The sequence below is a fragment of the Microbacterium sp. CFBP 8794 genome (assembly GCF_014841235.1).
Classification (GTDB): domain Bacteria; phylum Actinomycetota; class Actinomycetes; order Actinomycetales; family Microbacteriaceae; genus Microbacterium.
Genome location: NZ_JACYTT010000002.1, coordinates 591,272 through 617,836, shown reverse-complemented (window position 1 = coordinate 617,836; position 26,565 = coordinate 591,272). Strand labels below are relative to the sequence as shown.

The window sequence follows — 26,565 nt, the reverse complement described above, 5'->3', positions numbered from 1 at the left end:
TCGATCGCCTTGTCGTGGTGAAAAAGAGAAGAGGGCCTCCCGCATTTCTGCAGAAGGCCCTACTTCGATTCCTAATCGACTCACTCAGTCCATTGGTTTGAATAAGCCGGTTTTGGTTGCGGGGGCAGGATTTGAACCTACGACCTCTGGGTTATGAGCCCAGCGAGCTACCGAGCTGCTCCACCCCGCGGCACAAGAGAAGACATTACGCGCGATTGAACGACATGGCAAATCCGGGCACGCCGCCCGGGAGTGTCGCGAGAGAATAGCCCGGTGAGCACCACTTTCGACGATTTCTCGGACGGACGCCCCGAAACGCCCGCGCAGCGCGCCGACCGCAACTGGAACGAGATCCTCCAAGAACTGCGGGTACTTCAGACGGGAACGCAGATCCTCACCGGGTTCCTGCTCGCGCTCGCCTTCCAGGCGTCGTTCGACGATCTGTCGCCGACGCAGCGCGTGTTCTACCTGGTGCTGATCTGCCTCGCCGCTCTGAGTGCGGTGGTCGCGCTCGCCCCGGTCGCTCTGCATCGCACGGTGTTCCACCTGCGGGTCAAGCCGTCGCTCGTGCGATTCGGGCACAACGCCCTCCGGGGCGCCCTGGCGCTCGTGTCGCTGCTGCTGGTGGGCGTGGTGGTCTTCGTGTTCGATGTGGTCGTGAGTCTCGCGGCGGCCGTGACCGCCGGGGTCGTGCTCGGGCTCGTGATCCTCGTACTGTGGATCATGGTGCCGGTGTCCGTCCGGCGCCGGGGGAGGCAGAGCAACGATGGGTGACGAGACCGTCGGTATCGCCGTGGCGCAATTCGCGCCCGCCGGCTCGCGCGAGGCGAACCTCGCCCACATCGCGGATGCCACCCGTACGGCCACCCGGCGCGGAGCACGCGTGGTGGTGTTCCCCGAATACTCCAGCTACTTCGTCGACCCTTTCGACGCCTCCCTCGCCGAGAACGCCGAAGACCTCGACGGCCCCTTCGTGCAGGCCCTCACCGCGCTCGCGGCGGATCTCGACGTCGTGATCGTCGCGGGGCTGCTCGAGCGGGCCGACGACGGCCGACGGGTGCGCAACACCGTCGTGGCGGTCGGGGCAGACGGCATCCGCGCGGTGTACCGCAAGCTGCACCTCTACGACGCCTTCGGCCAGCGCGAGTCGGACTGGGTCGAGCCGGGTGAGATCGCGCCGCCGCAGACCTTCGACGCGCACGGCCTGCGATTCGGTCTGATGACCTGCTACGACCTGCGCTTCCCCGAGGTGGCGCGCACGCTCGCCGACGCCGGCGTCGAGGTCGCACTGGTACCGGCCGAATGGGTGCGGGGGCCGCTCAAGGAGCACCACTGGCGCACCCTCGTGCAGGCGCGGGCCATCGAGAACACCTTCTTCGTCGCGGCGGCCGATCACCCGCCGCCCCTCGGCGTGGGGCACTCGATAATCGTCGACCCCCAGGGCGTCGCTCTCGCGCAGGTGGGCACGGCGACCGACGTCGCCGTCGCGCACATCGACCCGGATGCCATCGCCCGGGTGCGCCGGGTGAATCCGGCCCTCGCGCTCCGACGATTCCGCGTGACGCCGCGCTGACGGTCGTCGCCGGCGTGCTGTGCTTGGGCGACCGCCCGACCGGTCAGCCGCGCGACATCCCCGCGAGCCGCTCGGCCGCGTCGGTGAGGACCTCGACGCGCTTGCAGGCGGCGAAGCGCACGAGGGTGGCGTACTGCCCGCGATGCGGCGGCGACACGAAGGCGGTGAGGGGGATGCCGACGACGCCGGCGCGAGCGGGGAGCTCACGGCAGAACGCGTCGGCGTCGACGGCGCCGAGCGGGGCGGCATCCACCACCGTGAAGTACGAACCCCCCGGCGTCGACACGTCGAACCCCGCGGCACGCAGGCCCGTGCCCAGCAGCGCGGCTTTGGCGGCCATCTCGGCCGCCACCGAGGCGAAGAACGCGTCGGGCAGGCGCAGGCCCACCGCGATCGCGGGCTGGAAGGGCGACGCCCCGACGTAGGTGAGGAACTGCTTCACCGCGAGCACGGCCGAGACGAGGGCGGCGGGACCGGTGACCCACCCCGTCTTCCACCCCGTCAGCGAGAACGTCTTGCCGGCCGACGAGATCGACAGCGTGCGCTCAGCGGCACCGGGAAGGGTCGCCAGCGGCAGGTGGGGTGCGCCGAACACGAGGTGCTCGTACACCTCGTCGGTGACGATGATCGCGTCGTGCAGGTGCGCGAGACGCACGATCTCGTCGAGCACCTCGCGCGAGAAGACCGTGCCGGTGGGGTTGTGCGGATCGTTGACGAGGATCACGCGCGTGCGGTCGGTGACGGCGGACGCCAACTGCTCGAGGTCGGGCTGGAAGTCGGGCCAGCGCAGCGGCACCGGCACGAGGCGTGCACCCGAGAGGGCGACGCACGCCGCGTACGAGTCGTAATAGGGCTCGAAGACGACGACCTCGTCGTCGGGGCCGTCGACGAGAGCCAGCAGGGTGGCGGCGAGCGCCTCGGTGGCCCCGACGGTGACGAGCACCTCGCGCGTCGGATCCAGCTCGATGCCGTAGAAGCGCCGCTGGTGCTCCGCCACCGCGGCCAGCAGGTCGGGGAACCCCCGCCCGGGGGCGTACTGGTTCACCCCGTCGGCGATGGCGCGGCGAGCCGCCTCGAGCACGGGCTCGGGCCCGTCTTCGTCGGGGAAGCCCTGTCCGAGGTTGAGCGCACCGGTGGAGGCGGCGAGCGCGCTCATCTCGGCGAAGATCGTGGGGACGGCGCCGCCGTCCGGCGAGAGGAGGCCCGCTCCGCGGGCGGTGCGCTGCCAGGCGCCGGGGATCTGCTGCATGGTGGGGCTCTCCGAGGGAACGGGGCGGGTGGCTTTCACCGTAGCGGAGCCCCGGTCGATGCCGGCGACCGAGGGCGCCCGGATGCCGGGAGTCACGCCGGTCCGCACGGCCGACGTCGGGCGGATCGAGAGGGGGCGGCACGTCGCGCCCCCATGCGCAACCGGGGGATGCCCCGCGGGCGGCTGCTGTTACACCCATAGAGAGGGCTCACGCGCGTCATAGGTAGACCACAGGATGCGCGGTCATCGTTGAAGCGCCTGGAAGAAGGAGCACCCCATGAGCGACACCACGAACAACCGTCCTGACGGTCACGACGACAGCACCACCCCCGCGGGCGACGCCGCCGCGCCCACGCCCTCGCAGCCCGAGGCCCCGCGCGCCGAGGCGACGAACGTGCCGCCGAAGCCGACGCGCTCGCCCGCCGCGGCCGCCGCCGCCTGGCCGCCGCCCGTTGCGGGAAGCGCCGCGCCGCAGCCGACCGCGCCGCAGCCGACCCACGGCTACGCCTCGGCCCCGTCGGGCGCCACCTCGCCCACCGGTCAGGCCTTCGGCCCCGCCGCGACGAGCGCGCACCCCGCCCTCGTGCTGCCCGAGAACGCCGCGCACGCCACGCCGCGCAAGAAGAGCTCCGTGCCGCGCATCGCCGCCCTCGTGGTGGCCGCCGCCCTCGTCGGCGGCGCCGCCGGTCTCGGGGGCACCTACGCGGGCCTCAGCATGTGGGGCGGATCCGACAGCTCCACCGTCGCCGGCCCCACGGCCGTCACCGTCAACGACCCCGACGACGTCAACGAGACCGCGGCCGTGGCATCCAAGGTCGTCCCCAGCGTCGTCACCATCAGCGCCACCGGCACCTCGTCGGGCGGCACCGGCTCGGGCGTCATCCTGAGCGACGACGGCTACGTGCTCACCAACACGCACGTCGTCACCCTCGACGGGGCCACCGGCGACGCCAAGATCTCGGTCACCACCTCCGACGGTCACGTGTACGCCGCCACGGTGGTCGGCACCGACCCCACGTACGACCTGGCCGTCATCAAGCTCGAGAACGCGACGAACCTCACGCCCATCGAGTGGGCCGACTCGTCGAAGCTCAACGTCGGCGACGCCACCACCGCCATCGGCGCCCCGCTGGGCCTGCCCAACACGGTCACCACCGGAATCGTCAGCGCGCTGAACCGGTCGATCCAGGTCGCGTCGTCCGCCGCGCCGAAGGACGGATCCGAGCAGGACCAGGGCACCGAGCCCGGAGGCGAGAGCCCGTTCCGCTTCGACTTCGGCCAGGGCCAGCAGTCGCAGCAGGCGACCCAGACCATCAAGATCGCCGTCATCCAGACCGACGCCGCCATCAACCCGGGCAACTCCGGCGGAGCACTCGTCGACAACGAGGGCAAGCTGATCGGCATCAACGTCGCCATCGCCAGCGCGGGCGGCTCGTCGTCGGGTGCGCAGTCGGGCAACATCGGCGTCGGCTTCTCGATCCCGTCCGACATCGCCAAGCGCATCTCGCAAGAGATCATCGACAACGGCTCCGCCACCCACGGCCTCTTGGGCGCCTCGGTCCAGGATGCCGCGTCGATCCAGGGAGCGACCACGACCGGCGCGTACGTGGCCGAGGCCACCAGCGGCGGTGCGGCCCAGGCCGCGGGCCTCACGAAGGGCGACGTCATCACAGCGTTCGACGGCGTGCCCGTCACCAACTCGATCGACCTCACCGCCCAGGTGCGCGCGCTCGCCGCGGGCGCGCAGGCCGAGGTGACGTACAACCGCAACGGTCAGGAGAAGACCGTCGAGGTCACCCTCGGCACGATGCAGAACTGACCTCGGATCGGGCCGTCGCCGGCCCGTCGCCCGCCGCCGGACGACCGGCGCGGGTCCTCTTCTCCAGGTGACGGACGCCACCCCGCGATAAGCTCGCGGGGTGGCGTCTTTCTCGTTCGGTGCGGGGAACGCGCAGAAACTCCGCCGTCTTCCGCTGTATCTCGCGGGTCGGCTCCTGACGTTGCTCGTGCCCCGGTCCCGCGACGAATGGGTCTTCGGCAGTGCGGTCGGCGTCGCCGACGGTGCTCTGGCCCTGCACCGGGTCGCCGCCGACCACGGTGAGAAGACGACGTGGGTCGTCGCCGACGACGGGCAGGCGCGGACGGCCCGGGATCTCGGCATCCGGTGGGTCAGGCGCGACTCGGCACGCGGTCTGTGGCGCACCGCGCGCGCCCGGGTGATCGTGGTGACGCACGGCTTCGGCGACGTGCAGCGCTACGCCGTCGGCGGGGCGTTCGTCGTGCAGCTCTGGCACGGCATTCCGCTCAAGCGCATCGGCCTCGACTCGGCCGAGACTACGCGCGCTCCCGTGCTGCCGAGCGTGCTGAGTCCGGTGCTGCGGCTGCTGTACCGGCGCACCACGCGTCGAATCGACCTGGTGCCGGCCGCCTCGCATCTCGTGCGGGGCCGCCTCGAGACGGCGTTCGCGCTGACCGACGCCCAGGTTCCCGTGACGGGGGAGCCCCGCGTCGACGTGCTGTCTTCCGGCGAAGCGGCGGAGCGCCGTGCCCGTGCCCGCGCGGCGCTGCAGACGCTCACGGGCACGCTGCTCGGAGAACGGCCCGTCGTGCTCTACGCCCCGACCTGGCGAGACGGCGACCCCGATCCGGCGATTCCCACGGCCGACGAGTGGGCGGCCATCCGCGCTGTGCTCGACCGCCACGACGGCGTGCTGCTCGTGCGCTCGCATCCCCTCGGCGCGGGGGAGTACCGACCGCCCTGGCCCACCGACCGGGTGCGTCCGCTCGGCAGCGACGTCGTCGCCGATGTCACGCCCCTGCTCCCCGGTCTCGACGTGCTGGTGACCGATTACTCCTCGCTCGCGTTCGACGCCGCCCTCGTGCCCCTGCCGGTGGTCTTCTTCGCCCCCGACCTCGAGGCGTACACGGCCCGCCGCGGCCTGTACGGGCGCTATGCCGACGTCGCCGGCGACGCTCCCGCCCGCACGTGGAGTGCGGCGGTCACCGCCATCGAGGCCGTCGTGAACGATCCGACCGAGGCGCTGGCCGCCTCCGTCGCCCGCAGCGCCACCGTGCATGCGCACCGGGACGGACGGAACGCCGAGCGCGTGCACCGCCTGATCCGCGACCGCCTCGATGCCGGCGGCGCGACACCCGGTACCGGCATCCTGCGCGGCGCGCGCCGGCGGACGACGAGAAAGGCGACGCGATGACCGAGGCACGGTTCTTCGACGACGACGGCACTCCCGCGCTGGAGCTCAGCGGAACGGGTGCCCGTCCGGCATCCGTCGATCTGGTCGGGGCGCGGGTCCGATCGACCGGGCGCCTGCACGGACGGGGGCGCACCTGGCGCGCGGTCATACCGCTGCGGGCCGCGCGGTGGGGTGGATCGGCGCTGCCCCTGCCGTCGGGCCGGTACCGCGTGCGCATCGACGCGGACGGGGCTCCGGATGCCGCGCCTCCGGCGACGACCCTGCCGGAGGTCGCCCTTCCGGGGCTCCGCGCGGCGTTGTCGGACGGCACGGTCGTCATCAGTCCTCCCGGTGACCCCGCCGACCGCACGCCCGCGGGCCAGGCCGCTCTCGAGCGCCGATACGCGCGCGAGCGCGACCCGCTCGAGAACGCCGTGTTCTTCGAGAGCTTCTACGGCCGCACCGCCGGCTGCAACCCGCTCGCGATCGACCGCGAGCTCGCCCGCGTGGCACCGGGGGTGACCCGTTACTGGAGCGTCGTCGACCACTCCGTCGACGTGCCCGCCGGAGCCGTCGCCGTCGTCGAGGGGAGCCCCGAGTGGTGGCGTGCCCGAGGGGTGTCGCGCCTGCTCGTGGTCAACGACTGGCTGCGGCGCCGGTTCGTGCGCCGCCGCGGGCAGGTCGTGCTGCAGACCTGGCACGGCACGCCCCTCAAGCGCCTTGCGCTGCACCGGCCCGGGTTCGACCCGCGTCGTGCGCTCGCGGTGCTGCGCGAGAGCCGCCGGTGGAACGTGCTGCTCGCGCAGAGCCCGTACGCGGCGCGCGTGCTCACCCGCGCCTACGCGTTCCTGCGCCGACCGGTGTGGATCGAGGGCTACCCGCGCAACGACGCCCTGCGCACCGACGACGGCGCTCTCACGCGTCGACGCCTCGGCATCGGCCCCGACGAACGGGTTCTGCTGTACGCCCCCACCTGGCGCGACGACCGCGAGGCCATGGTCGACTTCGTCGACCCGGCGGCCCTCGCCCGCGCCGCCGACGCCGTGGTGCTCGTGCGCGGCCACACGCGCACCCTGCAGCCGGGCCGAGACGCCGACGGGGCGCGGGTCATCGACGTCACCGGGTACCCCGACACCAGCCGCCTGCTCGCCGTCGCCGACGCACTGATCACCGACTACTCCTCGGTGATGTTCGACTTCAGCGTCACGGGCAAACCCCTGTACTTCCTCGTGCCCGACCTCGAGCACTACCGGGGCGAGCTGCGCGGGTTCTACTTCGACCTTCTCGACGCCGCACCCGGGCCCGTCGTGCGCACGCAGCACGAGTTGGAGCGAGCCCTGGCCGAGGTCGACCCCGACGTCTTCACCGAGCGGTACGCGCGCTGGCAGCGCGAGTTCACCGCCCGTGACGACGGGCACGCCGCCGAACGCGTCGTGGCGCGCATCCTCGACCAGGGCTTCGTCGACCGCGCCTGATGCCCTCGCCTCACGTGCGCGACCGGACGCCTCGACGAACGGGGCAGGGCTAGGGCAGAGGCGTGTTCCGGCCGTCCAGGCGCGACGTGTCGACGGTGTCGCGCGCACCGCGCACGAGCGCCCAGACGAACCCCCACCCCCACGAGACGTGCATCGACGGCAGCACGGCGGCCGTCCACGCCTTGTCGCGCCACCCGCGGCCGCCGCCCCGACCGAGAGCGACGAGGGCGATGAGCAGGGCGTACCCGGCGACCGGCAGATGCAGCACCCAGGAGCGCCCCCGCCGACGGCGGCCGAGCTGCACGCCGGCCGTCGCCGCCGAGACCGCCGCCGCGCCCACCAGCGCCGGGGGAGCGAAGTACCGCAGGGAGTTGCCACGCCCGTAGCGGCGTACGAGCTCGCCCCGCCACGCCCCCGTGGCACGGAACTGGCGCACGAGTCGCGTCCAGCTCTCGCGCGGCCAGTAGACCGCTTCGAGCCGCGGGTCGAACCAGACGCGGTACCCGGCGCGCCGGATGCGCAGGTTCAGCTCCCAGTCCTCGCCGCGGCGGATGCTCTCATCGAACAATCCGACCTCGTCGAGCACCGCGCGCCGCATGACGCCGAGGTACGCCGACTCGGCGGGGCCCTCCTCGGTGCCGCCGTGGTACGCACCCCCGCCCAGGCCGACGCGGGAGTTGTAGGCCCGGGCGACGGCGCGCTGGAAGGGGGAGCGCCCGTCGGCGCGCATCACTCCGCCGACGTTCGCGGCCTGCACCCGCGCGAGGGTCCGCAGCGCTCGCCGCGCGTAGCCCGGCGCGAGTTCGGAGTGGGCGTCGACGCGGACGATGGTCGGGTACCGGCTGGCGCGGATGGCCCGGTTCAGCCCCACGGGGATGTCGGCGGCGGGGTTCTCGATCAGCACGATGCGGTCGTCGGCATCCGCCAGTTCTCGAGCGAGGGCGTCGGTCCCGTCGGTGGAGGGGCCGAGGGCCACGACCAGCTCGACGGGTCCGGGGACGTCCTGCGCGAGGGTGGAGGCGATGGCGCGACGCAGGTACCGCTGCTCGTTGAGCACGGGCATGACGAAGCTCACGCCGGCATCGTCGGGAGGAACGGGCGCGTCTCTTTCGCCGGGGGTCGAAAGGGGCATCCGTCGATCCTGTCACGAGAGGCTGGCCGGTACCCTGGAACGATGCCCCTCGCCCGCGACACCCGGCTCGCTGTGGGCCTGCTCCGCAAAGCCCTCGCCACCCGACGCGCGCGCCGCGACCTGCGCGCGGCGCTCGACGCCCGCGGTCCCCTGCCCGAGGGGCGGTTCCGCGTGGCGGTGTACTTCGCCGACGGCGCCGCGAACATGTACCAGATGCGGCAGTGGTACGCGCCCCTGCAGCACCTGGCCGAACGCTGGCCGGTCGTCGTCATCAGCCGGGCGATCCGCGGCGCCGACGCGCTCCTGCGCGACGATGCTCTGCCGGTCGCTTACGCGCCGACGATCGCCGACGTCGAGCGGGTGCTGAGCGAGCAGGACATCCGCGTGGTGTTCTACGTCAACCAGAACACCCGCAACTTCCAGATGTTCCGCTACGGGCGGCGCTGGCACGTGTTCATCAACCACGGCGAGTCCGACAAGATGTACATGACCACGAACCAGGTGACGGCGTACGACTACGCCTTCGTCGCCGGAGACGCGGCCCGCGAGCGGCTGTCGCGGGAGCTCTGGGACTACGACCTCGACCGCCGCACGTTCTCGATCGGGCGCCCGCAGGCCGACCACTACGGCGGTGAGCCGCCGTTCCCGCCCGACGAGCGCACCGTGGTGCTGTACGCCCCCACATGGGAGGGCGACCGGCCCTCGGCGCGGTACGGCTCGGTCGTCACCCACGGGGAGTCCCTCGTCGCGGCCCTGCTCGCGACGGGACGTCATCGCGTGATCTACCGCCCGCACCCGCGGTCGGGAATCGTCGATCCGGCGTACGGGGCGGCGAACGCCCGCATCGCGGCGGCACTTCAGGCCGCGAACCGCGCCGACCCCGGCGCGGGCCACGTGCACGACACCGGCGCCGAGATGGGCTGGCAGCTCACCGCGGCCGACCTCGCGGTGGTCGACATCTCGGCGATGGTCTACGACCGTCTCGCCGTGGGCAAGCCCCTGCTCATCACGCGGCCCGTGGACCCCGCGGCCGTCGTCGACGAGGGCGGGTACCTGTCGGCGTGTGAATGGCTGGATGCCGCGGCATCCGGCGACATCGTCGGTCATGCCGAGCGCGTGCTCGACGACCCCGCGTCGGGTGAGCGTCTCGCGCACTGGGTGCGGCACTACTTCGGCGACAGCACGCCGGGATCGGCCACGGAGCGGTTCGAGGCGGCGGTGGCGGAGCTCATGGCGCGCTGGGACACCTGGCACGCGCGCGAAGAATCGCGCCACGACACCCCGCCCTCGGACTGAGGCTCCGGGCCGTCACTCCAGCGGAGCGAGCCGACCGATCGCGGCGAGGGGGATGCCGACCCAGTCGGGGCGGTTGCGCGTCTCGTAGATCGCCTCGTAGACGGCCTTGTCGAGTTCGAACGCGGCGCGCAGCGTCTCGTCGTCCGTGCTCTGGGGGCCGGCGGTCTCGGCGTAGCCGTCGAGGAACGCCTGCTGGGCGGCGATGACCCACGCGCGCACCGCAGCGCCGTCGTCGTCGGCCACGGCGCCCGAGACGTAGTCGAACGAACGCAGCATGCCGGCGACGTCGCGCACGGCGACGTCGGGCTGCAGCCGTTCCGCGATGGGACGCAGCGGCTCGCCCTCGAAGTCCAGCAGCACCCAGCCGTTGCGGGGGGTGTCGAGCACCTGCCCGAGGTGCAGGTCGCCGTGCACGCGCTGCAGCGCCGGCCAGGGGGCGGTGGCAGCGGCCGCGTACACGGCACGGATGCGGTCGGCGTACGGCTCCAGCGCCGGGACCTCGGCGAGGGCGATCGACAGACGCCGCTCCCACGCACCGACCACGGCCGCGCGGTCCTCGGCGTCGGGCTCGCGCGTGGGGAACGCCCGCGAGAGAGAGACGTGCATGCCGGCGACGCTCGCGCCGAGCGCGTGGGCGCGCGCAGCGAAGTCGTCGTCGGCGGCCGCGGCGTCGAGGGCGACGCGCCAGGCGTCCTCGACGCCGTCGAAGAACTCCTGGGCGAAGGCGAGCGACCCGCTGACGGGAACGCCCTCGGGCGTCACCCACGATCCGCGCACCTCACCGATCGCGGCGGGCACGAACGCCGCGCCGGCGGCGGCGAGAGCCGACTGCAGCTCCACGTCGGGGTTGATGCCCGGATGCACCTGCCGGAAGAGCTTGCAGATCACGGGAAGGCCGGCATCGTCGGGCCGGAAGATGAGCGAGGTGTTCGACTGTTCGCCGCTCAGCACGCGGGCGGTGGCGCGGGGCGCGGGCGCTTCACCGTCCGGCGAGGCGAGGGCGAAGGCGGTGAGGCCGTCGTCGGGGGTTCCCGCCGCCCCGCCGCGAGTGACCCAGGAGTACAGCAGGTCGGTGAAGGCGGGGTCGGTGGTGGCATCCGCCCACACCCGCCCCTCGTCGGCCGCGCCGATCAGGCTGCCCGGCAGCACGGAACCCTCGGCCCGCACGACGACAGGTACCTGATAGAGGATCGCCGGCGCCGCAGCGTCGTCGCGCACGAGAAGCAGTCGCGTGTCGGTCGCGTCGAGTGCCCAGTCGGCCACGATGCTCAGCCGCGGATCGCGGCCCTTCGTGCCGTACCAGCGCTGACGCGGCATCCAGACCGCGAGGAGATCGAGGAGGTCGCCCATGCGGCGAGGCTAACGCGCCAGGGCGAACGACGCGCGGGACTTGCGCCGGAGGCCGTGTCGGTGAGATGGGTCAGGATGCCGAGCCGCGGCCGTCGCCGGCGGTCTCACCCGTCGTGTCGTCGTCGCGTGCGCCCTCCGCACCCGTGCGGCGGCGGCGAGGCAGGGCCTTTCGGGCCGCGGAGCCGGTGCGGCGACCCGCGCCGCCGACGACCTCGGCGATCGCGCCGCCCACGCGGTGGATACCGCCCAGGGTCGCACGTTCCATCGTCTCGGCACCGGGCCTCGGCTCGAGGTCGGCGGGGAGCTGGAGCGGGGCAGAGCCGAAGGCCCGTCGCGCGTTGACGAGAACGCGCCGGCCGAGGAGGTGGTTCCCCGCACCTCCGACGACGGCCCCGACGCCGAAGGGGAGGGCCTTCCCGAGCCACGACGCTCCGCCGCGCGTGGCGAACTGACGCACGAACATCGTCTTGAGGCGGTCGACGAGGGGACCGACCGCGGCGCGCGGCAGCGTCTTGGTCACCATCTCACCCCAGTAGCTCGCGCGGGTGCCGCCGCGACCGGCGGCCTGCGAGGCGAGCTGCGACACGAGGTCGACGCCTTCTTTGCCGAGCAGCAGAGCGAGAACCAGCGCCCGACCTCGGTCGGGGTCCTGCACGACGAGCCCGTGCACCTCGGCGACCGACTGCGCGTACAGCGCGGTGGCCTCGAGGAAACCGACGGTCTCGACCGCGCTCAGCGCGAGAGTCACACCGGTGCCGATACCGGGGACCACCGCGGTCGCCCCCACGGCCGCGCCTCCGGTGGTGACGGCGGCGAGGTAGCGGCGCTCGAGGATCCGCAGGATCTCGTCGGGAGCGGCATCCGGATGCCGCAGCCGGATGCTGCGGAGATGCGCGAGCACCGCGGGGCGCTGCACGGCGAGCACGCGGTCGAGCATGCGGACGGTTCGGGGGTGTTCCTCCGACCCTGCCGGGGGGAGCCCGCCCTTCCAGGGCGCGTCGTCGGGGAGGGAGTGGATGCGGTGCACCTTCTCGGACATGGAACCATCCTTGCTCGTCGCGCGCCGAGGCGAGGGCGACTTGACGATGACGTGTCGGCGCGTGCGGGGGAGAGGTTCGGGGCCCTGCCGAATGACGGTCGGGTGAGGCCTTCGCCGCGCAGTGCCGCCGGAGGACCCCGACGACTGACCGCGACGGTCAGACGAAGAGGTTCGCCCGCTCGAGGTCTTCGGCGAAGTCGACCTCGACCGCGTAGAGATCGGAGATGTCGAGCGGTTCGACGCGCATGCCGTCCTCGGCGATCGCGAGCTCGATGCCGCGTTCGAAGTAGTCCTGGTCGTCGACGCGCTGCAGCTGACGTTGCAGGGCCTTCTTGTCGCGCGCCGAGACGTAGTTGATGCCCACGGCTTCGCCGATGCCGCCGACGACGACCTTCGACAGCTCGGCGATGAAGCCCTCGGCATCCACCGTGTACTTCACCTCTTCGTCGCTGACATTGGCGGTGTCGACTGTCACGAAGGAACGGTCCGCGTCGATGAGTTCGACTGCGCGACCGAGGACGCGGGGGTCGAAGACCACGTCGCCGTTCATCCACAGCACTCCGCCTCGACCGCTCTTGGCCAGCGCGCGCAGGAGGCTCTTCGAGGTGTTGGTCTGGTCGTACCGGTCGTTGTAGACGTAGTCGACGTGCGGGAACGTGTCGACGATGGTCTCGGCGCGGTAGCCGACGACGCTGGTGATGCGGGCCGTGCGGCCGAAGGCGGCGCGGATGTTGTCGTGCTGCTGCTGCATGATGCTGCGGCCGTCGGCGAGCACGGTGAGGGGTTTCGGCAGGCTGCGGCCGAGGCGCGAGCCCATGCCCGCGGCGAGGATCACGATCTGAACAGTCAAGGCTGGCTCCTGGGGGGATGAGTCGTCATGTCCGGTTCACCGGAATGTCACGCCTTCGTGTTCGATCGATGCTAGCGAAAGGGCCCTGTGAGGTGGCATGATTCGCGCCGGTCGTTGTGGTTTCGTGATGCCGTCCTGGGGTTGCGTCCCGCGACCCGGCGTCGGGCGATGTCGGAGGTGCTTGCTAGTTTGGGATGATGACAGCGTCGCTGCCGCAGCCCCCCGAAAGTTCCTCGTCCGACACCGAGGGCGCCGCGGCGAGCGCCGAATCCTCCGAGTCTCCGCAGCCGGCCGCGAAACCGCGAGCCCCACGCGCTCCGCGTACCACCGCACCCCGCGCTCCCCGTCGTACTCCCGCTCGTCCGAAGGCGACAGTCGAGGCGGCAGATGCCGCGACCGACGCGTCCGCGGAGCCGTCCGAGGCCGTCGACACGCCGAAGCCCGCGCCGAAGCCGCGAACTCCCCGCACGACCGCCAGTCGCGCGGCGTCCTCGGGGGCGGCGCCACGCACCCCCGCCAAGAAGCCGGCCGCACCGCGTCCCTCCGTAGCGTCCGCATCCACGTCATCGACCCCGCGCACGACGGCTGCGAGAAAGCCCGCGGCCAAGCGCCCTGTGGCGAAGAAGCCGGCGACGCCCCGCGCGTCGGCGGCGACCGAGACGAGCGTCAACGCCGCCACGACGCCCGACGCGGCGGCTCTGTCGCCCGACCTCGTGATCCCCCCGCGCCCTCCGCTCCCGGTGCGCGCGACGGATTCCGGCGCCTCGGCAGACGCGATCTCAGCCGACACGACGTCGGTCGACGAGGTGTCCGCTGACGCTGTGCTTGAGGACGCTCTGCCTGCGGACGCTGTGCCCGGCGACGCTGTGCCTGCGGACGCTGTGCCCGCCGATCCCACCCCCGCCGACGTCGCCGTCGAGGAGCCCGTCGTCTCCGAGGCCGCTCCCGGTGGCCCCGGTGCCGACGCTGCGAGCGTCACTGACGAGGACGAGACCGCGATCGACGCGCCGGCCGACCAGGCATCGCCGATCTCCGCCGCTCACCCCGACGTCGTGGTCGATACGCCTCTCGCCGACAGCGAGACGGGCCCCGCCGACGCGCTCACCCCTTCGGTGACCGACGACGCCTCGGGGGAGTCCGCGTCGGGGGAGTCCGAGTCGGGTCAGCCCGAAACGACCGAGCCCGAGGCGACCGAGCAAGAGGCCACCACCGAGCCCGCGCCGACAGAGCTCGATGCAACGGAACCCGAATCTGCGGAGCCCCCCTCCGACCCGACGCGTCCCGATGTCCGGGTCGCTGACGAGAACGATGTCGTCCTTTCGGACGAGATCGACCTCGCGTCCGAGGCCGGGGCGACGCGCGAGTCCCCCCTCGCGTCCGAGGCCGGGCCGGCGGGCGAGACGGAGTCCTCGCCCGAGAACGACGCCCAGACCGTGCTCGACGAGCCCGAGCGGGCAGCCGATCCGGAGCCCGAGATCGCACCCCTCACCACCCCGCACTCCGGCTCCGCGTCAGCCGATACCGCCGATGCCGCTACGGCGGACGCCGACCGTGCCGACCAGCACACCGCCGACGCCGTCCCGGCGCTCACGCTGCGCGGCGTCACCAAGACGTTCGGCGAGCTGCGGGCCGTCGACGCGATCGACCTCACCGTGCCGGCGGGTTCCTTCTACGGGCTCGTCGGGCCGAACGGGGCGGGCAAGACGACCACGCTGTCGATCATCGCCGGCCTGCTGCGCGCCGACGGCGGCACCGTGCAGATCAACGGTGTCGACGCCGCCCGCCGCTCGCGCGAGGCGAAGAAGCTCATCGGCGTGCTGCCCGACCGTCTGCGCACCTTCGACCGGCTCACGGGCCGGCAGCTGCTGTCGTACTACGGCGCGCTGCGCAGCCTTCCCGCGCCCCTGGTCGAGAGCCGCATCGCCGACCTGGCGCGCGCGTTCGATCTCGTCGAGGCCCTCGCGCGGCCGGTCTCGGACTACTCGGCCGGTATGACGAAGAAGGTCATGCTCGCCGGAGCGATGATCCACTCGCCCCGCCTGCTCGTCCTCGATGAGCCGTTCGAGGCCGTCGACCCCGTCTCGAGCGCGGTCATCCTCGACATCCTCGGCACGTACGTCGACCACGGCGGCACCGTCATCCTCTCCAGCCACGGCATGGAGCTCGTCGAACGCGTCTGCTCGCGGGTGGCGGTCATCGTGTCGGGCCAGGTGCTCGCCGAGGGCACCGTCGACGAAGTACGCGGCGAGGCGACGCTGGAGCAGCGCTTCCTCGAGCTCGCGGGCGGTCTGGGCGACGTGGAGGGCCTGGAGTGGTTGCACACGTTCTCCGCCTGAGGCTGGCGATGATGTGGGGCGCCCTGCGGGGCGATCCCCGCGAGGTCGTCCGGCGCGTCATCGGCGTGGTCCTCCTCGTCGCTGCGGCGGCGGTCGCGGCCGTGAGTGCCGCGGGTCTCGCGGATGCCGACCGGCTGACCACCGCCGTGGTCACCGTGCTCGCGGGGTCTGCGGTCACGCTCGGCTTCGCGGTGGGTCCTCCCGTCACCGCCTCGATCGACCCGCTCGACCCCCGACGATTCGCGGTGGTCGGGCCGGAGCCGCGGCCGCTCGCCGGCGCCCTCCTGCTCGCCGGGTTCCTCAGCGTCCCGGTTCTCGTCGTGCTGGTGCTCGGGGTGAGCCTCGCCGTCGCGTGGGGCGCCCACGGGGCGGCGGCGCTCGCGAGCGTGGCCTCGGTCGTGCTCGGTCTTGCCACCTGCGTGCTGTTCGCCCGCGTCAGCATGGCGCTCGGTGCGCTCGTGCAGCGCCCGCGGCAGTCGCGGGAGCTCATGGGCGTGTACCTCGTGGCCGTGCTCGTCGTCGTCGTGCCGGTGGGGGTGTTCCTCGGCTCGCTCGAATGGCGGGGGGCCGTTCCCTCGCAGCTGGCCTCGGCCGCGGAGATCCTGGCGTGGACGCCGATCGGCGCCGCCTGGGGGATCGCGTTGGCACCGTCGGCGGGGGCCGCCGTCGGAAGCCTGGTCGTCGCCCTCGCCACGGTCGGTGTGCTGGCCGTCGCGTGGTTCGTCCTGGTGGACCGCCTGCTCACCACGACCCGTCGTCCCGTCGCCGCGCGCGAGCGCGGGGGAATGGGATGGTTCGCGATCCTCCCCGGTACGCCCGGGGGAGCGGTCGCCGCCCGCAGCCTGTCGTATTGGCTGCGTGACCGCCGCTACATCGTGAACGTCATCATCGTGCCCGTCGCCGCCGTCGTGTCGACCGTGCCGCTGCTGGTCGCGGGCGTGCCCTTCGAGATCGCGGTGCTGCTGCCCGTGCCGATCATGGCGTTGTTCTTCGGATGGCTCCCGCACAACGACCTCGCCTACGACTCCACCGCGTTGTGGATGCACATCGCCTCGGGCGTGCGCGGTGCGCCGGATCGCATCGGCCGTCTCGTTCCGGTGCTGCTGATCGGCCTGCCGGTCCTCGCGCTCACTCTTCCCCTCGCGGTGGTGGCCCACGGTCGCTGGGCCGTCTTCCCCGCCCTGGTCGGAGTGTGCGCCGCCCTGTTCCTGGCGGGGCTCGGCCTCTCGAGCATCTCGTCGGTCGTGGCGCCCTACGCGGTGTCGCGGCCCGGCGACAGCCCGTTCCAGCAGCCTCAGCGGTCGGGCTCGGGGGGCGTCATGGCGCAGGGCCTCGTGATGGTGGGAGCCCTGCTGGCCGCGGCCCCCGCGATCTGGCTCACCTGGCGCGCCGTGGCGGGCGACTCCATCGACGCGATGTTCGCGCTGGCGGTCGGCGTCGGCGCGGGGCTCGTCGTGCTCGTCGCGGGTGTGGCGATCGGAGCGGCCCTGTTCGAGCGCCGCGGAACCCGTCTGATGGAGTTCGCCGAAGCGACCTGACGTGGGCTCCACCGTCCCTTCGGCGCGGTCCGCGGCTACACTGGCTGACCATGAGCACGCCTCTCGACAGTCCTGACAGCGGGGGTCTCGCGACCCTGGATCGAGAGCTCGAAGAGCTCATCCGCGAAGAGAACATCGAGCCCGGTGACCACGAGCGTTTCTCGCATTACGTCAAGAAAGACAAGATCCTCGAGTCGGCCCTCACCGGCAAGCCGGTGCGGGCACTGTGCGGCAAGAAGTGGACCCCGGGCCGCGATCCCGAGAAGTTCCCCGTGTGCCCGCAGTGCAAAGAGATCTACGAGTCGCTCATCAAGTGAGCGTCATGCCACCTCGACGGTCGTCGTCGCCGAGGTGGTTCCGTCGGAGCCGTACAGCGCCAGCGTGAAGCGATAGGTCCCCACGGGCAACGGGTGGACCCCGTCGAGCGGGTAGGAACGGACGTCTTGGGCGTAGCCGCCGATCGAGATCGTGAGCGCTCCCGTCATCGATGACGGCCCGAGGGGCCCGTCCACCGAGACGGTGTACGGAATGACCGCCACCGCGGGGTCGGGCCGCGGCCACCACACGATGTTCTGGTCGTACCGCGCGCGGACGTACACCGCGATCGGTCCGCGGTTGGTGTTCGTCGCCGGGTCGTACTCGTGCAGATCCTGCGCCGTGAAGTCGGAGCTCGGGCGGATCTTCGCGACCGGGACGCCGCCGCCGGATGTCGCCAGGGCGGGGGTCACCGTCACCGACACGATCGCGGGAACCGCCCACGCGGCCGCGGAGATCACCTGGCGGCGCGTCGATCGAGGAGCGTTCGGCATCAGGATCCCCTCCTGCGGCGTCGGTGGCCGCATCGCAGAACGCTCCACGCTAACCGGGGGGTCTGCGTGAGAACGCCGCCTCCGCGTTCCGCTCACCCCGCGTCTCACCCGTTTGCGATCACAGACCGAACCGCATGCCGACGTGCGTGCGCGACGCGCCCCGCGGCATCCCCTGTTCACGCCGGTGCAGGGGCAAACCGCCCGTCGGTCAGCCCGCCTCGCGGTACTCCGTCGGCAGGGCGGGCTCCGACCCGCTGAGTGCGAGCGCCCGCACCGGCAACTCCTGCCGCACGCGGGCGTGGTGCGCGCGTGCGGCCTCGACACCCGCGTGGCCGAGGATCGCGGCATCCCCCTCGCCGTCGACCATGAGCGTGGCCTGGAGGGGACGGGCATCGGGATGCTCGGCGGCGGTGGACAGCTCTTCGAACCCGTCGCTGACCATGATGAGCTCCGAGGTCGCGGTCCCCGCTTCGAGGGTGCGGAACGCCGCCTTGCGGCCCCCGTGCGAGGCCTTCTGCGCCGACGCCTTCGCGACACCCACCCATGAGCCGTCGGCGGATTCGCGCGCGACGAGCTTGAACACCAGACCCGCGGTCGGAACGCCGGAGCCGGTCGCGACCGACGTGCCGACGCCGTAGGAGTCGACCGGAGAGGCCGCGAGCGCGGCGAGCGCGTACTCGTCGAGGTCGCTCGTGACGGTGATGCGCGTGCCTGTGGCGCCGAGCTCGTCGAGCAGCGCCCGCACCTCGCCCGCGACGATCGGCAGGTCGCCCGAGTCGATGCGTACGCCGCCGAGCTGCGGACCGGCCACGCGCACGGCGGTTCGCACGCCCTCGGCGATGTCGTAGGTGTCGACGAGCAGGGTGGTCCCGCTGCCGAGCGCGTCGATCTGCGAACGGAAGGCGTCTTCCTCGCTGTCGTGCAGCAGGGTCCACGCGTGGGCGGCGGTGCCCATCGTCGGCACGCCCCAGCGGCGCCCCGCCTCGAGATTGCTGGTGGCCGAGAAGCCGACGATGTAGGCGGCACGCGCGGCGGCGACCGCTGCCTCTTCGCTCGCGCGACGCGAGCCCATCTCTGCGAGCGGTCGGTCGCCGGCGGCGATGCTCATGCGCGCTGCCGCCGTGGCGACGGCGGAGTCGTAGTTGAGGATGCTGAGCGCGAGCGTCTCCAGCAGCACCGCCTCGGCGAAGGTTCCCTCCACGGTCAGCAGGGGGGAGCCGGGGAAGTACAGCTCACCCTCGCGGTAGCCGGTCACCGATCCCGTGAAGCGGTAATCGGCCAGGAAGTCGAGGGTCGTGGCATCCACCACTCTCGCGTCCCGCAGGTAGCGCAGTTCGTCGTCGCCGAAGCGGAAGTCGCGGATCGCCTCGAGCAGCCGGCCGGTGCCCGCGACGACACCGAAGCGGCGTCCGCCCGAGAGGCGGCGCCCGAACACCTCGAACACGCAGCGTCGCGAGGCCGTGCCGTCGCGGAGGGCCGCGTCGAGCATGGTCAGTTCGTAGCGGTCGGTGTGCAGGGCGGTGCTGCGGCTCATCGCGCCAGCCTATTCCGGCGTCGTGGGCAGCTCGGGAGTTTGTGCGCGTATTGGTACGACCTTGCGCTGTGCCAAATTCCTGAGTTCTGCGCCCGCGAACACCCCTGAGGGCTGGATCGGCTCCGGCGCGCGCAAGTTCTCAGGAGTTCGGCACGCGCCGCCGCCGGCGCCCTGCGACCTGCCCGCCGGCTGTCTCCGCGCGTGACGCGGCGGCCGGCCGTGCCGAACTCCTGAGTTCTGCGTTCGCAGACGGCCCTGGGCGCCCTCCGAGGCCGCAGCGCGCCCGAACCTCAGGAGTTTGGCACACGCCACGCCCCGCCACGCCCCGCCCCGCCCCGCCCGGGCGCCCGGGCCCCCGCGCCCCACCGCCCCCGCGCCCAGCACCGCCCCCGCGCCCCGCCGCAGGCGTGCGGCCCCCGCGCCCCGCACCGATCCGTGTCGGCCCCGCCCGGTAGGCTGGGCACCTATGGACAACGCGCCGATCGGGATCTTCGACTCGGGAGTCGGCGGTCTCACCGTCGCCCGGGCCGTGTCGGCGCAGCTGCCGCGCGAGTCGATCCTCTACATCGGCGACACCGCCCGCTCTCCCTACGGCCCGAAGCCCATCGCCGACGTGCGCAAGTACGCGCTCGAGGTGCTCGACACCCTCGTCGATCAGGGCGTGAAGATGCTCGTGATCGCCTGCAACACCGCGTCGGCGGCGATGCTCCGCGATGCGCGCGAGCGCTACGACGTGCCCGTGGTCGAGGTGATCGGCCCCGCCGTGCGCACCGCCATGTCGACGACCCGCAACGGTCGCATCGGCGTGATCGGCACGGCCGGGACGATCGGCTCGCGGGCCTACCAGGACATGCTCGAGGTCAACGAGAACCTCACGGTGTTCGCCGAGGCGTGCCCGCGTTTCGTCGAGTTCGTCGAGGCCGGCGTCACCGACTCGCCCGAGGTGCTCGCCACCGCCGAGCAGTACCTCGCGCCGCTGCGGCACGCCGGGGTCGACACGCTCGTGCTCGGCTGCACGCACTACCCGTTCCTCGAGGGCGCCATCAGCTACGTGATGGGTCCCGAGGTCAGCCTGGTGTCGAGCGACAGCGAGACGGCGAAAGACGTCTATCGCCAACTCGTCTCGCGTGACCTCCTGGCGAGGCCGGATGCCGTTCCGACGCACCGCTACGAAGCCACCGGGTCGTCGGCCGACGACTTCCTGCGCCTGGCGCACCGCCTCATGGGCCGTGAGGTGCGCGAGGTGCAGCTCGTGCAGACCGGCGCCATCGACCTGCCGCGCCGAGGCACGGCGTCCCTTTCGTCCGAGGAGGACATATGACCCGCAAAGACGGCCGTACCGCCGATCAGCTCCGCCCCGTCACCATCGAACGCGGATGGTCGGCACACGCCGAGGGCTCGGCCCTCGTCACTTTCGGCGGCACCAAGGTGCTGTGCACGGCGTCGTTCACCAACGGCGTTCCCCGCTGGCTCACCGGCAAGGGCAAGGGGTGGGTCACGGCCGAGTACGCCATGCTGCCGCGCGCGACGAACAGCCGCAACGACCGCGAGAGCATCAAGGGCAAGGTCGGCGGCCGCACCTACGAGATCTCGCGCCTGATCGGCCGGGCGCTGCGCGCCGTCGTCGACACCAAGGCGCTGGGCGAGAACACGATCGTCATCGACTGCGACGTGCTGCAGGCCGACGGCGGCACCCGCACCGCCGCCATCACGGGTGCCTACGTCGCCCTGGCGGATGCCATCGCCTGGGGCCGCGAGAAGAAGTTCATCGCGCAGCGCTCCGAGGTGCTGCGCGACTCGGTCGCGGCGGTATCGGTCGGCATCGTCGACGGCGAACCGCTCCTCGACCTGGCGTACGTCGAAGACGTGCGCGCCGAGACCGACATGAACGTCGTCGTCACCGGTCGCGGTCTGTTCGTCGAGGTGCAGGGCACCGCCGAGGGCGCACCGTTCGACAAGGCCGAGCTCGACCGCCTGCTCGAGCTGGGCGTGAACGGCTGCGCCGAGCTGCGCGGCATCCAGATCGCGACGCTCGAAGGCTGACCATGCCGCGCATCGTGCTCGCCACGCACAACCCGCACAAGGTCGAGGAGTTCCAGGCGATCGTCGCCGAGGTGCGCCCCGATCTCGACGTCGTCGCCTACGACGGTCCCGAACCGGTCGAGGACGGCGTCACGTTCGCGGCGAACGCGCTGATCAAGGCGCGTGCGGCCGCGGCCCACACGGGGCTGCCCGCGCTGGCCGATGATTCCGGGATCGCCGTCGACGTGCTGGGCGGGTCGCCGGGGGTGTTCTCGGCCTACTGGGCGGGGCACAAGAAGGACTCCGCGGCCAACCTCGAGCTGTTGCTCGATCAGTTGTCCGACGTCGCCGATCCGCACCGCACGGCGCAGTTCGTGTCGGTGATCGCGCTCGTGCGCTCCGACGGCACCGAAGAGACGATCGAGGGACGCTGGCCGGGCCGCCTGGCGGTGCAGCCGGCCGGACCGGGTGGCTTCGGGTACGACCCGATCTTCGTGCCCGACGGTCAGCCCGCCGATGCCGAGCGGACGGTCGGCGAGTGGAGCGCGGCCGAGAAGAACGCGTCGTCGCACCGGTCCCGCGCCTTCGTCGCCCTCGCGCCGCTCCTCGAGTCCCTCTGAGCGTGGAGGAGGACCGATGAGCCCTCTTCCGTCGGTGTCGATCATCGTTCCCGCCTACAACGAAGAGGCGGTCATCGAGCAGTGCCTGAACGCCATCGTGGGCCAGACGCTCCCCGCCACCGAGGTGCTCGTCGTCGACAACCGCTCGACCGACGGCACGCGCGCGGTGGTCGAGGGCGTGAGGGCTCGGCATCCCGACGCCGGCATCCGTCTGCTGCGTCAGGACGACCGCCAGGGACTGGTGCCCACCCGCAATCTGGGGATGGATGCCGCCACCGGCGACGTGCTCGCGCGGATCGACGCCGACACCGTCCTCAAACCCGAGTGGGTGGCCCGGGTCTCGCACATCTTCGCGTCGACCGACGTGGATGCCGCGTCGGGACCCGTCGAGTACTACGACCTGCCCCTGCGTGCGGTGGGACATCAGATCGACGATGCCTTCCGACGCCTGCAGGTGAAGCTCGCCGGCGACTTCGTGTTCCTGTTCGGCAGCAACATGGCCGTGCGGCGGGAGGCCTGGCACGACGTGCGGGAGTTCTTGTGCGACGACGAGGCCGACGTGATGCACGAAGACCTCGACATCGCCATCCACCTCGCCCTCGGGGGGCGTCGGATCGGCTACTTCTCGCGGATGGTCGCGGGCATCGGCGCGCGGCGCCTCGACGACCGCCCTCGGGACTTCCGGCGTTACATCGACCGTTTCGAGAACACGTACGCCGCGCACGGCATCCGCGACGTGCGACTCCGGGCTCCGATGGCGGTGTTCCTCGGCGTGTACCCGGCGCTGCACGCGCATCGGCGGATCCAGGCGCAGCTGAATGCACGTCGGCGCTGACCGAGAAGGCGGTCGGGCGACCGCGTCGGCCCGGGACAACCCTGTCGGGTCGCCGCGGGGGAGCCGACACCGGTTCTCATTCCCGACTACCGCGATGACACGCAGCCCCCGCTGTGCGCGGCCTAGCCTGTAACCATGCACGATCACGCGCCTGCCGGCGGCATCCGCGATGCCGGCAACAGACGTCTGCTCACCATCGCTCTCACCCTGACCGCATCGGTCATGGTCGTGCAGATCGTGGGGGCGATCCTGTCGGGCTCGCTCGCCCTGCTGGCCGACGCGGCGCACATGTTCACCGACGCGGCCGCGCTCGTGGTGGCGCTGATCGCCACGGCGATCGCCGCCCGCCCGGCCGATGACCGCCGCACGTTCGGATACCAGCGTGCCGAAGTGCTCGGCGCGCTCGCGAACGGCGTCATCCTCATCGCGCTGTGCGCCTGGGTGGGCGTCGAGGCCGTGCAGCGGCTGCTCGCGCCGGCCGACGCCGAGGTGCAGGGCGGGCTCATGCTCGTCGTCGCGACGGTCGGCATGATCGCCAACGCCGTGTCGATGTGGGTGCTCGGTCGCGCGCAGAAGCGCAGCATCAACGTGCGCGGCGCGTATCTCGAGGTGCTGGGCGACCTGGTCGGGTCGATCGCGGTCATCATCGCGGCGATCGTGATCGTGACGACCGGATTCGCGCAGGCGGATGCCATCGCCTCACTGCTCATCGCGGTGCTCATCGTGCCGCGTGCCATCGGCCTTCTGCGCGAGGTCGTCGTCGTGCTCACCGAGTCGGCGCCCGTCGGCGTGCACGTGGCCGAGATTCGGCAGCACCTGCGCGAGGCCGACGGGGTGGTCGATGTGCACGACGTGCACGTCTGGCAGCTCACGCGGGGCGCGCCGGTGTTCAGCGCGCACGTGATCGTCGACGACGCGGCGCTGTCGGACGGTCGCGCCGCGGCGATCCTCGCGACGCTGCAGGGCTGCCTCGCCGAGCACTTCGACGTGGAGCACTCGACGTTCCAGCTCGAACCCGCCGGGCACGTCGAGCACGACTCACAGCACGCGTAGAGCTGGGGATCCCGCCGGGCTCGGCCCGGGTCGGCGGGGGCGCGCATACGCCCGGGCTCCGCGCTCAGCCGGCCCGTGCTCAGATCTCCCGCACCACCTCGCCCGGATCCTTGTCGGGCCGCAGACCCCGCCAGCGTGCCTGGCGCAGGATGCCGCCGGGGGTGAACTCCGCGAACTCCACCTCGGCGACGAGTTCGGGCCGCACCCACAGCGCGTCGCGGGCGTCGGCGGCGGGCACCCCCACGAACGGGTCGGTGTCGCTGCCGAGCGCACCGAGCACCTCGCCGAGTCTGGCCAGCGTCTGCTCGCCGAAACCCGAGCCGACGCGGCCCGCGTAGTGCAGGCCGTCCGGCCCGGGAACACCGACCAGCAGCGACCCGATCGTGCCCGCGCGGTTGCCCTTGCCCGGGCGCACGCCGCCGATCACGACCTCCTGCGTGCGCGAAGGCTTCACTTTGAGCCACTGTTCCGAACGCTCGCCGCGGCGGTAGGCCGAACCGGGATCCTTGACCACGACGCCCTCGAGTCCGAACCGGCCGCTCGTGGCGACGGCGGCGTCGACGTCGTCGAACACGGGCGGCAACACGACGGGGGGCCCGGCATCCTGCGCCAGCGCCTCCAGGATGCCGCGCCGCTCGGTCAGCGGCAGGGCGGCGACGTCGCGCTCACCGACCGAGAGCACGTCGAAAAGGTACAGCTGCACCGGTGTCCGCCGCGCTTCGCGCTCGATCTCGCGGGGCTGTGCGAGGTTCATCCGCTTCTGCAGCAGGGGGAAGCTCGGGCGCCCCTGCGCGTCGAGCGCGACGATCTCGCCGTCGACGACCGCGGGCTTCGGGCCGAGTCCGAGGTCGACGGTCGTGAGTTCGGGGTAGGCGGCGGTGAGGTCGTTGCCGTTGCGCGATCGCAGGCGCAGCCGCTCGCCGTCCCAGAGACCGATTCCCCGGATGCCGTCCCACTTCATCTCGACCCACGGCTCGCCCCAGCGGCCGGCGGCGGCTCGGGCGATACCGGCCGTGGCGGCGGTGGACAGCATGGGGCGCAGCTGCGCGGGGCTCGGGGGAGCCGGCGGCGTCGAGGTGCCGGGCACCGGCTCGGGGGCGAGCTCCGGCTCGGGCGCCTCGTCGCTCTCCATCGCAGTCACCGCCACCGCGGCCCGATCCGCGCGGCGGTGATCGAGAGGCACCACCGGGTCGCCCTCGCTCTGCGGCCGACCCTCGGCATCCGTCTTCATCCGGTGCAGCAGCCACTGCGACTTCTCGCCCGCGCCCTCCGTGCGGATGAGGGCCAGACGCACTCGGCCGAGCGGCCCGTCGGGCCCGCCCTCGAGGGTGGCGATGACCTCGTCGTCGCGCCATTTCTCGAGCTCGTAGGTGCCCGTGTCCCACACCGTCATGATGCCGGCGCCGTACTCGCCGCGGGGGATCTCGCCGGCGAAGTCGAGGTACTGCATCGGGTGGTCCTCGGTCATGACCGCGAGACTGTTCCTCGCCGTCGTCGGGGGGACGCCCTTCGGCACGGCCCAGCTGACCAGTACCCCGTCGTGTTCGAGTCGCACGTCCCAGTGCAGACGGGTGGCGTGGTGCTCTTGGATCACGAAGCGGGGGAGACCGTCGGGTGCGACGTCGGCGTGCGGGGCATCGGGCACGGGCTCGGGGGTCGCGCCCGCGGTGCGCTTGGAGATGTATGCGCGGAGCGGTCCCGCGTCGCGCTCGACCGGCGAGAGCGGATCGCCGGGGCGATCGAGCACCTCGGTGAACAGCAGGTGGCGCAGGCCGGGGTCGTCGAGCTCTTCCCACGTGCGCGGTGCCGCGACGGTCGGGTGCGATCGTCCCCGCAGCGAGTACGGAGCGATCGTGGTCTTCGAGCCGTTGTTCTGGCTCCAGTCGATGAAGACCTTGCCGGGGCGCGCGGACTTCGACATCTGACTGACCACCAGGTCGGGGTGGTCGGCCTCGATCGCCCGGGCGAGTTCTTTCGCGATGGCGCTGGCGGCGTCGCTGGACTGGCGGCCGTCGAGGTGCGCGTAGAGGTGGATGCCCTTGCTGCCGCTCGTCACCGGCAGCGGGTCGAGGCCGATGTCCTGCAGGATGACGCGCGCCCACCGTGCCACCTCGGCGCACTCGGCCAGGCCGACGCCGGGTCCGGGGTCGAGGTCGAGTACCAGGCGATCGGGGTGGAGCCTCTCGCCGTCGGCAGAGAACCGCCACTGGGGCACGTGCAGCTCGAGGCTCGCGACCTGCGCCAGGTAGACGACGGTGGGCAGATCGTCGACGAGGGGGTAGTCCTTGGCGCCCGAGGAGTGGTCGATCGGCAGGCGCCGCACCCAGGCCGGCGCTCCGGGTTCGAGGGCCTTGGCGAAGAAGGGCTCGCCCGGGTCGGCGTCGGTGCCGACCCCGTCGGGCCACCGCTTGCGCGTGACAGGACGATCCCGCACGTGGGGGAGCAGGCGCGGGGCGATGCGGGAGTAGTAGTCGATCACCTCGCCCTTGGTGGTCCCGGTCTCGGGGTACAGCACCTTGTCGAGGTTCGACAGGCGCAGGCGGCGTCCGCCGATGCGCACCGTCTGCTCCGTCATCGCCCCAGCGTAGAGCGGGGGCGATGACCGGGGTACTGCGGAGCCGAACTCCTGAGTTTCGTGCGCGAACCGGCCGGTGTGCCCACGC

At 72.2% G+C, this 26,565-nt stretch carries 22 protein-coding genes and 1 tRNA gene; 14 read left to right on the top strand and 9 right to left on the bottom strand.

Going from position 1 to position 26,565, the window contains the following annotated elements:
* Positions 1 to 113 precede the first annotated feature (113 nt).
* A tRNA-Met gene (locus IFU19_RS06800) sits at positions 114 to 190 on the bottom strand.
* Positions 191 to 273: 83 nt separating this feature from the next.
* On the opposite strand from IFU19_RS06800, the gene IFU19_RS06795 reads away from it, so the two are divergent.
* Complete coding sequence (locus tag IFU19_RS06795) at positions 274 to 774, top strand: DUF6328 family protein (protein WP_342343381.1); 501 nt, start codon at positions 274 to 276, stop codon at positions 772 to 774.
* Positions 767 to 1,573 (top strand): carbon-nitrogen hydrolase family protein, encoded by an 807-nt coding sequence (locus tag IFU19_RS06790; RefSeq protein ID WP_192013268.1) that lies wholly within the window; start codon positions 767 to 769, stop codon positions 1,571 to 1,573. Before IFU19_RS06795 ends, IFU19_RS06790 begins: the two co-directional genes overlap by 8 nt.
* A gap of 43 nt (positions 1,574 to 1,616) precedes the next feature.
* Here the strand turns inward: IFU19_RS06790 and IFU19_RS06785 are convergent, their stop codons facing one another.
* Positions 1,617 to 2,822, bottom strand: coding sequence for an aminotransferase class I/II-fold pyridoxal phosphate-dependent enzyme (locus tag IFU19_RS06785; protein ID WP_192013267.1), 1,206 nt, complete (start codon positions 2,820 to 2,822; stop codon positions 1,617 to 1,619).
* 277 nt (positions 2,823 to 3,099) lie between these two features.
* On the opposite strand from IFU19_RS06785, the gene IFU19_RS06780 reads away from it, so the two are divergent.
* From IFU19_RS06780 to IFU19_RS06770, 3 genes are all read left to right on the top strand, one after another.
* Positions 3,100 to 4,641, top strand: coding sequence for a trypsin-like peptidase domain-containing protein (locus IFU19_RS06780; protein WP_192013266.1), 1,542 nt, complete (start codon positions 3,100 to 3,102; stop codon positions 4,639 to 4,641).
* A 100-nt stretch (positions 4,642 to 4,741) separates the two neighbouring features.
* A complete protein-coding gene (locus IFU19_RS06775) occupies positions 4,742 to 6,034 on the top strand; it encodes a CDP-glycerol glycerophosphotransferase family protein (protein ID WP_192013265.1) in 1,293 nt (430 codons plus the stop codon).
* Positions 6,031 to 7,488, top strand: a complete 1,458-nt coding sequence (locus tag IFU19_RS06770) for a CDP-glycerol glycerophosphotransferase family protein (protein ID WP_192013264.1) — start codon at positions 6,031 to 6,033, stop codon at positions 7,486 to 7,488. The genes IFU19_RS06775 and IFU19_RS06770 overlap by 4 nt, the downstream gene beginning before the upstream one ends.
* Positions 7,489 to 7,537: 49 nt before the next feature.
* Here the strand turns inward: IFU19_RS06770 and IFU19_RS06765 are convergent, their stop codons facing one another.
* Entirely contained in the window at positions 7,538 to 8,620 is a 1,083-nt protein-coding gene (locus IFU19_RS06765; protein ID WP_192013263.1) for a glycosyltransferase family 2 protein, read from the bottom strand.
* Positions 8,621 to 8,662: 42 nt separating this feature from the next.
* On the opposite strand from IFU19_RS06765, the gene IFU19_RS06760 reads away from it, so the two are divergent.
* A complete protein-coding gene (locus IFU19_RS06760; RefSeq protein ID WP_192013262.1) occupies positions 8,663 to 9,916 on the top strand; it encodes a hypothetical protein in 1,254 nt (417 codons plus the stop codon).
* 12 nt (positions 9,917 to 9,928) lie between these two features.
* On the opposite strand, the gene IFU19_RS06755 is transcribed toward IFU19_RS06760, so the two are convergent.
* From IFU19_RS06755 to IFU19_RS06745, 3 genes are all read right to left on the bottom strand, one after another.
* Positions 9,929 to 11,266, bottom strand: coding sequence for a maltokinase N-terminal cap-like domain-containing protein (locus IFU19_RS06755; RefSeq protein WP_192013261.1), 1,338 nt, complete (start codon positions 11,264 to 11,266; stop codon positions 9,929 to 9,931).
* Positions 11,267 to 11,336: 70 nt separating this feature from the next.
* Complete coding sequence (locus IFU19_RS06750; RefSeq protein WP_249405354.1) at positions 11,337 to 12,305, bottom strand: hypothetical protein; 969 nt, start codon at positions 12,303 to 12,305, stop codon at positions 11,337 to 11,339.
* Positions 12,306 to 12,462: 157 nt separating this feature from the next.
* Positions 12,463 to 13,155: a phosphocholine cytidylyltransferase family protein gene (locus IFU19_RS06745; protein ID WP_055836338.1), complete on the bottom strand. Its 693-nt coding sequence runs from the start codon at positions 13,153 to 13,155 to the stop codon at positions 12,463 to 12,465.
* Between the two features lie 614 nt (positions 13,156 to 13,769).
* Here IFU19_RS06745 and IFU19_RS06740 point away from each other — a divergent pair.
* The 3 genes from IFU19_RS06740 to IFU19_RS06730 are packed head-to-tail and all read left to right on the top strand — an operon-like array spanning position 13,770 to position 17,346.
* Complete coding sequence (locus IFU19_RS06740; protein ID WP_342343380.1) at positions 13,770 to 15,491, top strand: ABC transporter ATP-binding protein; 1,722 nt, start codon at positions 13,770 to 13,772, stop codon at positions 15,489 to 15,491.
* A complete protein-coding gene (locus IFU19_RS06735; protein ID WP_192013259.1) occupies positions 15,467 to 17,029 on the top strand; it encodes a hypothetical protein in 1,563 nt (520 codons plus the stop codon). The genes IFU19_RS06740 and IFU19_RS06735 overlap by 25 nt, the downstream gene beginning before the upstream one ends.
* A gap of 50 nt (positions 17,030 to 17,079) precedes the next feature.
* Entirely contained in the window at positions 17,080 to 17,346 is a 267-nt protein-coding gene (locus IFU19_RS06730; RefSeq protein WP_055836348.1) for a DUF3039 domain-containing protein, read from the top strand.
* Positions 17,347 to 17,349: 3 nt separating this feature from the next.
* Here the strand turns inward: IFU19_RS06730 and IFU19_RS06725 are convergent, their stop codons facing one another.
* Complete coding sequence (locus IFU19_RS06725) at positions 17,350 to 17,838, bottom strand: hypothetical protein (protein WP_192013258.1); 489 nt, start codon at positions 17,836 to 17,838, stop codon at positions 17,350 to 17,352.
* 208 nt (positions 17,839 to 18,046) lie between these two features.
* The gene (locus IFU19_RS06720) at positions 18,047 to 19,372 is read right to left on the bottom strand and encodes a nicotinate phosphoribosyltransferase (RefSeq protein ID WP_192013257.1); all 1,326 of its coding nucleotides are present in this window, start codon (positions 19,370 to 19,372) and stop codon (positions 18,047 to 18,049) included.
* 466 nt (positions 19,373 to 19,838) lie between these two features.
* On the opposite strand from IFU19_RS06720, the gene murI reads away from it, so the two are divergent.
* The 5 genes from murI (at position 19,839) to IFU19_RS06695 (ending at position 23,902) form a co-directional block, all read left to right on the top strand.
* The gene (gene murI / locus IFU19_RS06715) at positions 19,839 to 20,693 is read left to right on the top strand and encodes a glutamate racemase (protein ID WP_192013256.1); all 855 of its coding nucleotides are present in this window, start codon (positions 19,839 to 19,841) and stop codon (positions 20,691 to 20,693) included.
* Entirely contained in the window at positions 20,690 to 21,415 is a 726-nt protein-coding gene (rph, locus tag IFU19_RS06710; protein ID WP_192013255.1) for a ribonuclease PH, read from the top strand. Before murI ends, rph begins: the two co-directional genes overlap by 4 nt.
* A 2-nt stretch (positions 21,416 to 21,417) precedes the next feature.
* A complete protein-coding gene (rdgB, locus tag IFU19_RS06705; protein ID WP_192013254.1) occupies positions 21,418 to 22,014 on the top strand; it encodes an RdgB/HAM1 family non-canonical purine NTP pyrophosphatase in 597 nt (198 codons plus the stop codon).
* Between the two features lie 16 nt (positions 22,015 to 22,030).
* Positions 22,031 to 22,849 carry a glycosyltransferase gene (locus IFU19_RS06700; RefSeq protein WP_192013253.1) on the top strand — a complete coding sequence of 273 codons (819 nt, stop codon included), beginning with the start codon at positions 22,031 to 22,033 and terminating at the stop codon, positions 22,847 to 22,849.
* A 135-nt stretch (positions 22,850 to 22,984) separates the two neighbouring features.
* The gene (locus IFU19_RS06695) at positions 22,985 to 23,902 is read left to right on the top strand and encodes a cation diffusion facilitator family transporter (protein ID WP_192013252.1); all 918 of its coding nucleotides are present in this window, start codon (positions 22,985 to 22,987) and stop codon (positions 23,900 to 23,902) included.
* A gap of 79 nt (positions 23,903 to 23,981) precedes the next feature.
* Here the strand turns inward: IFU19_RS06695 and IFU19_RS06690 are convergent, their stop codons facing one another.
* The gene (locus tag IFU19_RS06690; RefSeq protein ID WP_192013251.1) at positions 23,982 to 26,477 is read right to left on the bottom strand and encodes an ATP-dependent DNA ligase; all 2,496 of its coding nucleotides are present in this window, start codon (positions 26,475 to 26,477) and stop codon (positions 23,982 to 23,984) included.
* Positions 26,478 to 26,565: the final 88 nt, after the last annotated feature.

Coding starts and splice junctions, on each gene's coding strand:
- IFU19_RS06790 (WP_192013268.1), top strand. CDS start 767: ATGGGTGACGAGACCGTCGGTATCGCCGTGGCGCAATTCGCGCCCGCC.
- IFU19_RS06785 (WP_192013267.1), bottom strand. CDS start 2,822: ATGCAGCAGATCCCCGGCGCCTGGCAGCGCACCGCCCGCGGAGCGGGC.
- IFU19_RS06780 (WP_192013266.1), top strand. CDS start 3,100: ATGAGCGACACCACGAACAACCGTCCTGACGGTCACGACGACAGCACC.
- IFU19_RS06770 (WP_192013264.1), top strand. CDS start 6,031: ATGACCGAGGCACGGTTCTTCGACGACGACGGCACTCCCGCGCTGGAG.
- IFU19_RS06765 (WP_192013263.1), bottom strand. CDS start 8,620: ATGCCCCTTTCGACCCCCGGCGAAAGAGACGCGCCCGTTCCTCCCGAC.
- IFU19_RS06760 (WP_192013262.1), top strand. CDS start 8,663: ATGCCCCTCGCCCGCGACACCCGGCTCGCTGTGGGCCTGCTCCGCAAA.
- IFU19_RS06755 (WP_192013261.1), bottom strand. CDS start 11,266: ATGGGCGACCTCCTCGATCTCCTCGCGGTCTGGATGCCGCGTCAGCGC.
- IFU19_RS06750 (WP_249405354.1), bottom strand. CDS start 12,305: ATGTCCGAGAAGGTGCACCGCATCCACTCCCTCCCCGACGACGCGCCC.
- IFU19_RS06730 (WP_055836348.1), top strand. CDS start 17,080: ATGAGCACGCCTCTCGACAGTCCTGACAGCGGGGGTCTCGCGACCCTG.
- IFU19_RS06725 (WP_192013258.1), bottom strand. CDS start 17,838: ATGCCGAACGCTCCTCGATCGACGCGCCGCCAGGTGATCTCCGCGGCC.
- IFU19_RS06720 (WP_192013257.1), bottom strand. CDS start 19,372: ATGAGCCGCAGCACCGCCCTGCACACCGACCGCTACGAACTGACCATG.
- murI (WP_192013256.1), top strand. CDS start 19,839: ATGGACAACGCGCCGATCGGGATCTTCGACTCGGGAGTCGGCGGTCTC.
- rph (WP_192013255.1), top strand. CDS start 20,690: ATGACCCGCAAAGACGGCCGTACCGCCGATCAGCTCCGCCCCGTCACC.
- rdgB (WP_192013254.1), top strand. CDS start 21,418: ATGCCGCGCATCGTGCTCGCCACGCACAACCCGCACAAGGTCGAGGAG.
- IFU19_RS06700 (WP_192013253.1), top strand. CDS start 22,031: ATGAGCCCTCTTCCGTCGGTGTCGATCATCGTTCCCGCCTACAACGAA.
- IFU19_RS06695 (WP_192013252.1), top strand. CDS start 22,985: ATGCACGATCACGCGCCTGCCGGCGGCATCCGCGATGCCGGCAACAGA.
- IFU19_RS06690 (WP_192013251.1), bottom strand. CDS start 26,477: ATGACGGAGCAGACGGTGCGCATCGGCGGACGCCGCCTGCGCCTGTCG.